11 protein-coding genes, 1 tRNA gene and 1 pseudogene are annotated in these 11,629 nt (G+C 65.6%); 4 read left to right on the top strand and 9 right to left on the bottom strand.

Features of this window, described 5'->3' with window-relative positions:
• On the top strand, positions 1-1,421 hold a 1,421-nt coding region (locus tag WB785_RS25225), incomplete at its 5' end, for a fatty acyl-AMP ligase (RefSeq protein ID WP_424082908.1).
• A gap of 9 nt (positions 1,422-1,430) precedes the next feature.
• Here the strand turns inward: WB785_RS25225 and WB785_RS25220 are convergent.
• A complete protein-coding gene (locus WB785_RS25220) occupies positions 1,431-2,030 on the bottom strand; it encodes a TetR/AcrR family transcriptional regulator (protein ID WP_424082906.1) in 600 nt (199 codons plus the stop codon).
• Between the two features lie 128 nt (positions 2,031-2,158).
• On the opposite strand from WB785_RS25220, the gene WB785_RS25215 reads away from it, so the two are divergent.
• Positions 2,159-3,724 (top strand): phytoene desaturase family protein, encoded by a 1,566-nt coding sequence (locus WB785_RS25215; RefSeq protein WP_424082904.1) that lies wholly within the window; start codon positions 2,159-2,161, stop codon positions 3,722-3,724.
• A 15-nt stretch (positions 3,725-3,739) separates the two neighbouring features.
• Here WB785_RS25215 and pth read toward each other — a convergent pair whose 3' ends face one another.
• From pth to WB785_RS25175, 8 genes are all read right to left on the bottom strand, one after another.
• Positions 3,740-4,315 carry an aminoacyl-tRNA hydrolase gene (gene pth / locus WB785_RS25210; RefSeq protein WP_424082902.1) on the bottom strand — a complete coding sequence of 192 codons (576 nt, stop codon included), beginning with the start codon at positions 4,313-4,315 and terminating at the stop codon, positions 3,740-3,742.
• 3 nt (positions 4,316-4,318) lie between these two features.
• Entirely contained in the window at positions 4,319-5,002 is a 684-nt protein-coding gene (locus tag WB785_RS25205; protein ID WP_424082899.1) for a 50S ribosomal protein L25/general stress protein Ctc, read from the bottom strand.
• Between the two features lie 155 nt (positions 5,003-5,157).
• Positions 5,158-6,027, bottom strand: a complete 870-nt coding sequence (locus WB785_RS25200) for an oxidoreductase (protein WP_424082897.1) — start codon at positions 6,025-6,027, stop codon at positions 5,158-5,160.
• A 39-nt stretch (positions 6,028-6,066) separates the two neighbouring features.
• A complete protein-coding gene (locus WB785_RS25195) occupies positions 6,067-6,684 on the bottom strand; it encodes an LpqN/LpqT family lipoprotein (RefSeq protein WP_424082895.1) in 618 nt (205 codons plus the stop codon).
• A 26-nt stretch (positions 6,685-6,710) separates the two neighbouring features.
• On the bottom strand, positions 6,711-7,058 hold the full coding sequence (arsC, locus tag WB785_RS25190) for an arsenate reductase (glutaredoxin) (RefSeq protein WP_424082893.1): 348 nt from the start codon (positions 7,056-7,058) through the stop codon (positions 6,711-6,713).
• Positions 7,059-8,039: a ribose-phosphate diphosphokinase gene (locus WB785_RS25185; RefSeq protein WP_424082891.1), complete on the bottom strand. Its 981-nt coding sequence runs from the start codon at positions 8,037-8,039 to the stop codon at positions 7,059-7,061.
• Positions 8,040-8,139: 100 nt separating this feature from the next.
• Positions 8,140-9,603, bottom strand: coding sequence for a bifunctional UDP-N-acetylglucosamine diphosphorylase/glucosamine-1-phosphate N-acetyltransferase GlmU (gene glmU, locus WB785_RS25180; protein ID WP_424082889.1), 1,464 nt, complete (start codon positions 9,601-9,603; stop codon positions 8,140-8,142).
• Positions 9,604-9,749: 146 nt separating this feature from the next.
• Positions 9,750-9,821: transfer RNA gene (locus WB785_RS25175), tRNA-Gln, on the bottom strand.
• 130 nt (positions 9,822-9,951) lie between these two features.
• Here WB785_RS25175 and WB785_RS25170 point away from each other — a divergent pair.
• On the top strand, positions 9,952-10,545 hold the full coding sequence (locus WB785_RS25170) for a TetR/AcrR family transcriptional regulator (protein WP_324851344.1): 594 nt from the start codon (positions 9,952-9,954) through the stop codon (positions 10,543-10,545).
• 218 nt (positions 10,546-10,763) lie between these two features.
• Positions 10,764-11,629: pseudogene (locus WB785_RS25165) on the top strand (transcription-repair coupling factor); the annotation flags it as partial.

Genomic DNA, 11,629 nt, shown 5'->3' with positions numbered 1-11,629 from the left:
GGCTGTGGATGCGCGGCGCCAGCCTGACCATGCTGCACCAGCCCACGCCGCGCACCGACCTCGAGCTGTGGGCCAAGGACACCACCGTCGTTGTCGACATGATCGAGGCGAAGGCGGTGATTGTCTCCGACCCGTTCGTGGCGGCCGTGCCGGTGCTCGAGGGACGCGGTCTGAAGGTGCTGACTGTCGAGCAACTGCTGGCATCCGACCCGATCGACCCCATCGACACCGATGAGGACGACTTGGCGCTGATGCAGCTGACGTCCGGATCCACCGGTTCGCCCAAGGCCGTGCACATCACCCACCGCAATATCTACTCCAACGCCGAGGCGATGTTCATCGGCGCCAAGATGGATCCCAGCGGCAACGACGTGATGCTCAGCTGGCTGCCGTGCTTCCACGACATGGGCATGGTCGGCTTCTTGACCGTGCCGATGTATTTCGGTGTCGAGCTGGTCAAGGTCACGCCGATGGACTTCCTGCGCGACACGCTGTTGTGGGCCAAGCTAATTGACAAGTACCGCGGCACCATGACGGCCGCGCCCAACTTCGCCTACGCGCTGTTCGCCAAGCGGCTGCGCAAACAAGCAACCCCCGGTCAATTCGATCTGTCCACGCTGCGATTCGCGCTCTCCGGTGCAGAACCGGTGGACCCCGCCGACGTCGAGGATCTGATCGAGGCCGGAAAACCCTTCGGGTTGCGACCCGAGGCCGTCATGCCCGCCTACGGGATGGCCGAAACAACGCTGGCGGTGTCGTTCTCCGAACTCGGCGACGGGCTGGTGGTCGACGAGGTGGATGCCGATCTGCTGGCCGCGCTACGCCGGGCCGTGCCCGCCACCAAGGGCAATACCCGCCGGCTGGCTTCGCTCGGCCCGCTGCTGCAGGGCATCGAGGCGCGCATCGTGGATGACAGCGGGGCGGTGTTGCCGGCGCGCGGTGTCGGCGTGATCGAGTTGCGCGGCGAACCGGTCACCCCGGGCTACACCACCATGGGTGGATTCATCTCGGCGCAGGACGAGCAAGGCTGGTACGACACCGGGGACCTCGGCTATTTGATGGAGAACGGCCACATCGTGGTGTGCGGTCGGGTCAAGGACGTCATCATCATGGCCGGCCGCAACATCTACCCCACCGACATCGAGCGGGCCGCAAGCCGGGTCGACGGCGTTCGCCCGGGTTGCGCGGTGGCCGTGCGACTGGACGCCGGGCACGCCCGCGAGACCTTCGCCGTGGCAGTCGAATCCAACGCGTACCAAGATGCCGCCGAAGTGCGCCGCATCGAGCATCAGGTGGCCCACGAGGTCGTCAGCGAGGTCGACGTGCGGCCGCGCAACGTCGTGGTGCTGGGTCCCGGCACGATTCCGAAGACGCCGTCGGGCAAGCTGCGACGGGCCAACTCCGTCACCCTGGTCACCTAGCTGCGCGTGCTACGCAAGTGGCGCAAGCCCAGACCGCAGCAGTCCCAGACATGTAGCGGTAATGGCGCCCAAATCCTCACGGCAGCCGCCTCGACCCCACCTCTCCACTCCGACGACCAGCGCGGCCGCCAGCGTGGCGCCCGCGACGTCGGCGACCAGTTCGATGTTCGGCACATCTGGATAGCGCTGCTTGATGAAGTCGGTGATCACCGCAGCGAATGACGCCTGCACCACTCGTAGATGGCTGGCGATCTGTTCACCGGTGATCAATTCGGCACGGGCGAGCGCGGCCTGCCGAACAACTTCGAGGTCGTGCGGGAAGCTTTCGACGCTCGCCTTGACTGCGTCGAACAGGGACTCAGAGCGTGGGCGCTGCGCCAGCGCATCAGCCAGCCACTCCAGTTGGGAGTCGTAGTCCTGAAACAGCACGGCTTCCTTGCTGGGGAAATGCCGAAAAAACGTGCGCTCGGTAACCCCGGCTTCCTGCGCGAGCTGTTCGACGGTGACGTTCCCAAAGCCCTCGCTGGCGAATCTCTTCAAGGCCGCCTGCCGCAGCGCCTCGTGCGTCTTGGACCGGCGCAACTTGTGCAGATTCGGCCGCTCGCTCATACCTGGCATCCCACCATACTTCCGAGTTCGTCAGCGGCGACATCTTCCAATTGCGTCAGTACTGACATAGATTAGCCCTCGACGGACGGCGGATGGTCTCGAACGCATTCGGATAAGGAGCATGGGTGATGACGGACTATGACGCGATCGTGGTCGGCGCCGGGCATAACGGATTGACCGCGGCGGCGGTCCTACAGCGCGCTGGCATGCGGACGCTGTGCTTGGAGGCCAACACCTATAGCGGCGGCATGGCCGCCACGGTCGAATTGATCGACGGATTCCGTTACGAGATAGCCGGTTCCGTGCAGTTTCCCACCGCCCCGCAGATCACCAAAGAGCTCGGGCTTGATACCTTGCCCACCATTGATGCCGAGGTCCAGTCGGTTAATCTCGGCGACAACGGCGAAGAGCCGATGATCTTCTACCGTGATCCAATGCAGCTGATGACTCACCTCGCGGAGAAGCTTGGTGCCGAGGCGGTTACGGGCATGGCTGAGATGATCGGTTGGAGCCAGGGCCCCGCAAAGGCGCTCGACCGCTTCGAGGTATGCACACCGCCCAAGACGCTTGATGAGATGTATGCCTGTGCGGCAAACGAATCCGAGCGCAAAGCCATCCACGAGGTGCTGTTCGGGTCGGCGATGGATGCTATCGACCGCTTCCTGCCCGACAAGGACAAGCACGCGGTGCTGCGCGGAATGCTCGCCTTCCTTGCAATCAACTCCACGTACCGTGGGCCGTATACCCCAGGCAGCGCAACATGTTTGGCGTTCGCACTCGCCGTCCCCAACGACGGCGTGGCAATGATGACCAAGCTCGAAGGGGGGATCGGGGCACTCTGCAACCACCTGCACGAACTGTTCGTCTCGCACGGGGGTGAGGTCAGGTATCGCGCCAAGGCCGACAAGATTCTCACCGACAACGGTCGGGTGACCGGCGTGCGACTGCGCGATGGCTCGGAAATCCATGCACCGGTGATTGTTTCCAACCTGTCGCCCGATTTGACGCTGATCGACATGGTCGGCGCCGAGCACCTGCCCGCAGAGCTTGTCACTCGACTCAGCGGACGCGACCATCGGGCGTCGTTCGTGCAGATCCATTTTGCGCTCGACGGCCTGCCGGAATTCGCCCCGCCCTACGACTTCCTCAACGAACCCGGCATGCAAGGGTCCATCGGCATCTTCGGCTCACCCGAGGAACAGCAGCGTCAATGGGAAGAGTGCAGGCGCGGCATCATTCCCGACAATCCGTCGATGGGCATGCAGATTCCATCCGTCCACGACCCCGCGATGGCGCCTCCGGGTAAGCACGCCGCAAGCGCGTTCGCCTATGCGTTCCCGGTCGAAACCAGCCGTGATCTCCACGGCCAGCTCAAAAACGTGATGGCAGAGAAGGTCATCGACAAGATCACCCGCTTCGCGCCCAACTTCCGCGACATCCAGATACGGCATATCACCTTCGCGCCCTACCACATGCAGACGATGTTCGCCGCGCCCTCCGGCGACTTTTGCCACGGGTTGCTGCACCCGGACCTGATGGGGCCCAACCGGCCTGGGCCCAAGGGGTTCATCGACATGCCAATTCCGATCGACGGACTGTACCTTGGCGGCGCGGGCTGCCATGGCGGGCCGGGGATCACGTTTACGCCGGGATACAACGCTGCCCACCAGGCGCTCGAGGACCAGTCGCGATGACCTACTGCGACGGACTTACCAGGCGTGGACCCGGTTTTGGGCCGGCTCAAGGCCCAGCTCGACGAGCAACTCGGTGGCGTCGGCGGCCTGCTCGCAGATCGTCGGCACCTCCGGGCGTTCGGCGGCAGTGAAGTTCTCCAGCACGAACGCCGCCGGATCCTTACGTCCCGGTGGTCGGCCGATCCCGATCCGCACGCGCTGAAAGTCCTTGGTGCCCAACGCGACCGCAACCGAGCGCAACCCGTTGTGACCACCCTCTCCGCCGCCGATTTTCAGCCGGATCTGACCAAAGTCGATGTCCAGCTCGTCGTGGATGACCACCACTTCAGCCGCGGGCACCGAATAGAACTTGGCCAGTGGGCCTACTTGGCGGCCGGACTCGTTCATGTAGCAGCGCGGCTTGGCCAGCACCACCGAACGTCCGCCGAGTCGGCCGGTGACAATCTCTGCGCCGGAACGCTTGTGCGCCTTGAACGTTGAACCCATTCGGGCGGCGAGCAGGTCTGCGACCATGAACCCCAGATTGTGCCGGGTGTGGGCATAGTTTGGCCCCGGGTTGCCCAGGCCGACCACCAATATCGGGCCGGCCACGAATTACTCGGATTCGGGCGCGGACTCGGCGGCCTCGGGCGCCTCGGCCTCGCCTTCTTCGGCGGCCTCCTCTGGCTCCTCGCCCTCGGCCACCTCGCCGGCGCCTTCGCTCTCGAGATCTTCGGCGGTCGGCGCGTTCACCACGTTGACCACGAGCATGTCCGGGTCGTCGATCAGGGTGACCCCCGGGGGCAGCGCAATCTGCCCGGCGGTGAACTGGGTACCGGGTTCGGCGCCCTCGACCGACACGACCAACTGCTCCGGAATCGACGACACGTCGGCTTCGATCTCGACGGTGTTGGCCTCCTGGGTGACTAGGGTGCCGTATGAGGCCTCGCCTTGGACGTCGATGCCGACCTCGACGACCACCTTCTCGCCGCGGCGCACCACCAGCAGATCAGCGTGCTGGATGGTGTGGCGGATCGGGTGGATAGCGAGCGCCTTGGTCAGCGCCAGATGCTCTTTGCCGTCGATGTCGAGGGTCAGCACCGCGTTGGTGCCGGAGTGCCGCAACACCGCGGCGAAGTCGTGTCCGTCCAACTCCAGGTGCTGCGGGTCAGCGCCGTGACCGTAGAGGACGGCGGGAATCTTGCCGTTGCGGCGGGCCCGCCGGGACGCGCCTTTGCCCGTTTGGGTGCGGACCGAGACGGTCAGTTGATTGACCGGTGAAGTCGCAGATTTAGCCATGGTGAGAGCTCCTGTGTCAGTTTTCCTGGCACGGCGAGAATCGCGACAAACCGCAACATCGGTCTGAATCGGTCCCCGTCGATAACGGTGGCGGGCCGAGTTCACCCGCAAGCCACCCTCGCCGTGACGCCCGGTCAGGTTAGCGCATCAGCACCTCAGAGCGGAAATTTGGTCTCCGTGAGCCGTTCGGAGAGTTCCCAGAGCGCGCCGGCTGTACGTGCGCGTTTGGCCAGCGGGCTGCGCCCGACCGGCCGGCTGCGGCCGGCCATGCCGAAGCTCGGCCCGATGAAGCTGTTGCCCGGCAAATCTTGTGAGGCGGCAAATAGCGTTTGCCGGGCGCCGAAGTCGGCGTCTGAAGCGAGCAGGCGGGTACCGAGGTTGATGACCGCGTCGCCGAATTTGCGGCCGGTCTGCCCTTGCAGGTTGGTGTGCGAATAACCGGGGTGGGCGGCCAGCGCACGCAGCGGCGAGCCAGCCGCATTCAGGCGCCGCTGCAACTCGCTGGTGAATAACAGGTTGGCGAGCTTGGACTGGCCGTAGGCCACCCACGCCGAGTAGGGCCGCGACGTCCAGTTCAGGTCGCGGAGGCTGATGTAGCCCATCCAGTGCATCAGCGACGACACGGTCACCACCCGGTCGGTGATCTTGGGCAGCAACAGGTTGGTCAGCGCGAAATGACCGAGATGGTTGGTGCCGATCTGGGTTTCGAAGCCGTTGGCGGTCACTCCGTGCGGGACGGCCATCACACCGGCGTTGTTGATCAGGACGTCGACGGTGTCCACCCCGTCGGCGAACTGGCGCACCGAGGCCAGCTCCTGCAGGTCGAGTCGGCGCACCTCGACATCTCCGGTCATATCCCGGGCGGCGGCCTCACCCTTTCCGGTGTTGCGCACGGCCAGGACGACCTGGGCGCCGACCCGGGCCAGCTCGCGAGCCGTCACCGCGCCCAGGCCGCTGTTGGCGCCGGTGATGATCACGGTGCGTCCGGCGAACGAGGGCAGGTCTGCGGCGGTCCACTGCGTCATGGCAAACACATTAATGCGCCTGCAGTAGCGCGCCGGCAGCTACTTAGCGGCGACGGTGAATCCGTGGATGACCGCCTGGATGTCGGCTGCGTCCGGGGCGGCCTGCTGGGCCAGGCTGGTGACCGAGAGCTGAACCAGGTAGCGCTGGCGAGCGGGCGCGGGGCCGGTGGCAAGGACGATCCGGTTGTAGGTGTGCATCCGTTCGCCCTTGAGGTCGTAGCTGCCCTCGATCATCGACGACGGAAAGCCGTTGAAGTTGGCGCCGGACTGGTCGAGCAGTTTGAAGTTCTCCGCGAGCCTGGCGTCGGCGTTGCCGTGCTTGACCACATCGGCGGCGTCGAATTCTCCGTTCAGCTTGAACACCAACAGCATCGCGGTGGGGATCTTGCCGTCCTTGGCGATCGTCTCCGTGGTGGGCGGGATACCTGGCTTCTCGACCTTCTCCCAGCCCGGCGGCACCGGAATCGACACCGACAAGTCGGTGAGCTTGTCGGGCGCCACCGCCTCTCCGGTTACCCCGCTGCTTTCCAGATACTGCGCGAACGGCACCGGCGCCTCAGTCGACGTGGCCGTCGTCGTTGTCTTGGTCCAAATCGACTTGTAATCGGGGCTTTTCGATCCGCACCCGACCGGCAACACGGTCAAAGCCAGGGCCATCACCGTGGCTGCGCATAACCGGGGCCTCACAGGATTTCGCGCACCCTGTCCATCGGACGTGCCAACCGCGTGCCTTTCGGTGTGACGACAAACGGCCTTTCGATGAGGATGGGATGTTCGGCCATGGCGTCGAGCAATTGGTCGTCGCTTGCGTCGGCCAGGTTGAGCTCGGCGTACAGCGGCTCGCGTTTGCGGACCGCGCTGCGTACATCGATTCCGGCATCGCGGATAATTTTCACCAGCTCGGCACGGGTCGGTGGTGTCTTGAGGTATTGGACGATCTTGGGCTCAACACCGCTGTCGCGCAGCAACTCCAGCGTATTCCGCGATGTGCTGCACTTAGGGTTGTGGTAGATGATGGCTTCACCTGCCATCTATGCGTCTCCGTCGAATAGCCCTGTGACGGAACCGTTTTCGAACACCGCGCGGATCGTGCTGGCCAGCAGCGGCGCGATCGACAAAACCGTGAGTTGTGGGAACCGCTTCTCCTCGCCGATCGGCAGGGTGTTGGTGACGATCACTTCGCGGGCACCGCATGCAGCCAGCCGTTCTGATGCCGGGTCGGACAGCACGCCGTGGGTGGCCGCGATGATCACGTCCTTGGCGCCGTCGTCATGCAGCAGCTTGACCGCGCCGGCGATGGTGCCACCGGTGTCGATCATGTCGTCGATCAGCACGCAGGTGCGTCCGGCCACCTCGCCGACTACCCGGTTGGACACCACCTGGTTGGGCACTCGCGGGTCGCGGGTTTTGTGGATGAAGGCCAGCGGAACACCGCCCAGCGCGTCGGCCCACTTCTCGGCGATGCGCACCCGGCCGGAGTCAGGGGAGACCACCACCATGTTGCCGTCGGGATAGTTGTCCCCGATGTAGCCGGTCAGCAGGTTCTGCCCGCGCATGTGGTCGACGGGTCCGTCGAAGAAGCCCTGAATCTGATCGGTGTGCAGATCGACGGTCACGATCCGGTCGGCTCCCGCCGTCTTGAGCAGGTCGGCGACCAGTCGCGCCGAGATCGGTTCGCGGCCGCGGTGCTTCTTGTCCTGCCGGGCATAGGGGTAGAACGGCATCACCGCGGTGATCCGCTTGGCGCTGCCACGCTTGAGCGCGTCGATCATGATCAGCTGTTCCATCAGCCAGTTGTTCACCGGCGCGGGGGCCGATTGCAGGACGAAGGCATCGCAGCCACGCACTGACTCGTGGAAGCGCACGAAGATCTCGCCGTTGGCGAACTCGCGCGCGGTCTGCGCGGTGACGTGGACGTCGAGTTCTTTGGCTACCTGCTCGGCCAGCTCGGGATGCCCGCGGCCAGAAAACAGCATTAGGTTCTTGCGGTTGTCGGTCCAGTCGTGGCTCACCGTGCTGCCCTCGCCATTATCGGGATCGTATTAGGGGAATGGAGACGGCCCCATCGTAAGCGACGTGCTCCGATGGGTAGCCGAGATGAGGCCTGGTGGGTCATGGCGTCTGGTCGTCCTCGAGTTCTTGCTTGGCTTTTTCCGCGGCCTTAGCGGCGGCGCTGCCCGGCCGGTTGTGCTGCACCCAGCCTTCGATATTGCGTTGCTGACCGCCGGAAACCGCCAGCGCACCCGGCGGTACGTCTTCGCGCACCACGGTGCCGGCGCCGGTGTATGCGCCGTCGCCGACGGTGACTGGGGCGACAAACATGGTGTCGGAGCCGGTACGCACATGCGAGCCGACCGTGGTGCGGTGCTTGGCCTCACCGTCGTAATTGACGAAGACGCTGGAGGCGCCGATATTGGTCTGCTCGCCGATGTCGGCATCGCCCACGTAGGTCAAGTGCGGCACTTTGGTGCCGGCGCCGATCGTGGAGTTCTTGGTCTCGACGAATGCGCCCAGCTTGCCGTCGGCGCCCAGCGCGGTACCGGGCCGCAGGTAGGTGAACGGGCCGACCACCGCGCCGTCACCGATCGAGGCGCCGGTGCCGTGGGTGCGGACCACCGACGCGTCGTCGCCGACGGTGACGTCGGTCAGCGTCGTGTCCGGGCCGATCGCGCAGCGGCTGCCGATGCGGGTGCCGCCGAGCAGCTGAGTTCCGGGCTGGATGACGGTGTCGCGACCGATCGTGACGTCGACGTCGATCCAGGTGGTGAGGGGATCGACGATGGTCACCCCGGCCAGCTGGTGGGCGGCGACGATACGACGGTTGAGTTCAGCGCCCAGCTCGGCCAGCTGGACCCGGTTGTTGACGCCGGCCACCAGCGCGCTGTCATCGACGTGCCGGGCCTGCACCACCTGCCCGTCCTGCCGGACGATGGAGACGATGTCGGTGAGGTACAGCTCTTGTTGGGCGTTGTCGGCTGACAGCCGGCTCAGCGCCGAGCGCAGCCGGGCGATGTCAAAGGCGTACACCCCGGCGTTGACCTCGCGAATTTCCTGCTGAGAGGGCGTCGCATCAGCCTGCTCGACGATGCCGATCACCTCGTTGTCCTGCGTGCGCAGTGTTCGGCCGTAGCCGGTGGGATCGGTCAGCGTCGTGGTCAGCATGGTGACCGCCGCGGTCCGGGAGTTGTGCACGGCGACCAAATCGGCCAGCGTGTCGGCATCGAGCAGGGGGATGTCGCCGGAGGTGACGACGACGGCGCCGGCAAAATCGTCGGGCAGCGCCGACAGGCCGCACAGCACCGCGTGGCCGGTGCCGAGCTGGCGGTGTTGTATCGCCACCTCGATCGAACGCCCCAGCGTGTGGGCCAATTCGCCGACGACCTGCTGGATACTTTCGTGGTCCGGCCCCAGCACAACGACCAGGTGTTGCGGTGCCATCTTGGCGATCGAATGCAGCGAATGCGCCAGCATGCTGCGCCCGGCAAGGGGATGTAGCACCTTCGGGATGTCCGAGCGCATCCGCGTTCCGGCCCCGGCCGCCAGGATGATGACCGCCGACTCGCCTTGCGTTGCCATCCAACCTCCTCGGCTTCTGGCTGATTCCTGCCCGGGCGTGCACCTCCAGCGTGTCATTATCTGCACGTCTGCGGCAAAAAAGGTGCGCCGCCGGTTAGGTCGCCCGATCGTGCTTGATGTGCCGCAGGGCCTCGCGGGCAAGGTAGCTCCGTCGCCAGGACTCGAACCTGAACTCTCAGAACCAAAATCTGATGTGCTGCCGATTACACCACGACGGACCGCGCACCCGCGGCGAGCAGGCCTGCTGACCGACCCCGCACACCGATGCCTTCGTCAGACTGTAGTGCAACGGATAACCTGAGAGACGTGGCAGCGCCGGAGAAAGAGGTGCGTGCGCCGCGCGCCAGGATGACCGGCAGCGAGCGGCGGCATCAGCTCATCGATATCGCCCGATCGCTGTTTGCCGAACGCGGCTACGAGGGCACCTCGATCGAGGAAATCGCGCTGCGCGCCAACGTGTCCAAGCCGGTCGTCTACGAGCACTTCGGCGGCAAGGAAGGGCTGTACGCGGTCGTCGTCGACCGGGAGATGTCAGCCCTGCTGGATGGCATCACGTCGTCGCTGACCAACAACCGGTCGCGGGTGCGCGTCGAGCGGGTGGCGCTGGCATTGCTGACTTACGTCGAGGAACGCACCGACGGCTTTCGCATCATGATTCGCGACTCGCCGGCGGCCATCAGCTCGGGCACCTATTCCAGCCTGCTCAACGACGCCGTCAGCCAGGTCAGCTCGATCCTGGCCGGCGATTTCGCTCGTCGGGGCCTGGACCCCGGTCTGGCGCCGCTGTATGCCCAGGCATTGGTCGGTTCGGTGTCGATGACCGCCCAGTGGTGGCTCGACACCCGCGAACCCAAGAAAGAGGTCGTGGCCGCACATCTGGTGAACCTGATGTGGAATGGCCTGACCCACCTGGAGGCCGATCCACACCTGCAGGACGAGTGACCTACGGCCGCACTCATTGAGGAAGTTGTTCAAGGCGTGCTTGCCGATTTCCCGTATGCCCAAGGGTCGCGGAAGCAGGCGGGTGACGACGGTGCGAAACGGTTCCACGAGCGGAACGCCACGGCGAATTTCGCCCTGATTTTTCGCCGTGGCGTTACGGTCGACGACCGGTTGGCGTAGCTCTGGCCCAATCTTGGGCCCATACAATGGGCGGCATCATGACCGCACCGGGGCAGGAGTCTGTCATCACCCCGATCGCGGGGCTGGTGGAGTTGGCGTTGCGCGCGCCGACGCTGCAGCGACTCGTCGACCTCGCCGCCGACCGGCCGGACGAACTATCGCTGGTCGGCCCGGCCAGCGCCCGGCTATTCGTCGCCAGCGCGCTGGCCCAACACGGCCCGATGCTGGTCGTCACCGCGACCGGCCGCGAGGCCGATGACCTGACCGCAGAACTGCGTGGCGTCTTCGGCGACTCCGTCGCGATGTTCCCGTCCTGGGAGACGCTGCCCCACGAGCGGCTCTCACCGGGTGTCGACACCGTCGGCGCTCGACTGATGCTGCTGCGCCGGCTGGCCCACCCCGACGACGCCCGGCTGGGCCCACCGTTGCGGGTGGTGGTCACGGCGGTCCGCTCGCTGCTGCAGCCGATGGCCCCGCAGCTGGGCTTGCTTGAGCCGCTGACCCTGACCGTCGGCAACGACACCGGCGCCGACGGGGGGTTCGAAATGGTCATCACCCGGCTGGTCGAGCTGGCCTACACCCGGGTGGACATGGTCGGTCGGCGCGGCGAATTCGCCGTTCGCGGCGGCATCCTCGACATCTTCGCGCCGACCGCCCAGCACCCGGTGCGGGTGGAGTTCTGGGGCGACGAGGTCACCGAGATGCGGATGTTCTCGGTCGCCGATCAGCGGTCGATTCCCGAGATCAGCGTCGACAACCTGGTCGCGGTCGCCTGCCGCGAGCTGCTGTTGACCGACGACGTGCGGGCCCGGGCGGCCGAGCTGTCCCGGCAGCAGCCGCCGCCCGAGCACGGTGTCACCGGCGGCGTCGGCGACATGCTGGCCAAACTGGCCGAGGGCATCCC

This window comes from Mycobacterium sp. (genome assembly GCF_049585075.1).
Classification (GTDB): domain Bacteria; phylum Actinomycetota; class Actinomycetes; order Mycobacteriales; family Mycobacteriaceae; genus Mycobacterium.
The sequence above is the reverse complement of the archived record's forward strand: the minus strand, read 5'-3'. Positions and strand labels throughout refer to the sequence as shown.

Coding starts and splice junctions, on each gene's coding strand:
- WB785_RS25220 (WP_424082906.1), bottom strand. CDS start 2,030: ATGAGCGAGCGGCCGAATCTGCACAAGTTGCGCCGGTCCAAGACGCAC.
- WB785_RS25215 (WP_424082904.1), top strand. CDS start 2,159: ATGACGGACTATGACGCGATCGTGGTCGGCGCCGGGCATAACGGATTG.
- WB785_RS25205 (WP_424082899.1), bottom strand. CDS start 5,002: ATGGCTAAATCTGCGACTTCACCGGTCAATCAACTGACCGTCTCGGTC.
- WB785_RS25200 (WP_424082897.1), bottom strand. CDS start 6,027: ATGACGCAGTGGACCGCCGCAGACCTGCCCTCGTTCGCCGGACGCACC.
- WB785_RS25195 (WP_424082895.1), bottom strand. CDS start 6,684: ATGGCCCTGGCTTTGACCGTGTTGCCGGTCGGGTGCGGATCGAAAAGC.
- arsC (WP_424082893.1), bottom strand. CDS start 7,058: ATGGCAGGTGAAGCCATCATCTACCACAACCCTAAGTGCAGCACATCG.
- glmU (WP_424082889.1), bottom strand. CDS start 9,603: ATGGCAACGCAAGGCGAGTCGGCGGTCATCATCCTGGCGGCCGGGGCC.
- WB785_RS25170 (WP_324851344.1), top strand. CDS start 9,952: ATGACCGGCAGCGAGCGGCGGCATCAGCTCATCGATATCGCCCGATCG.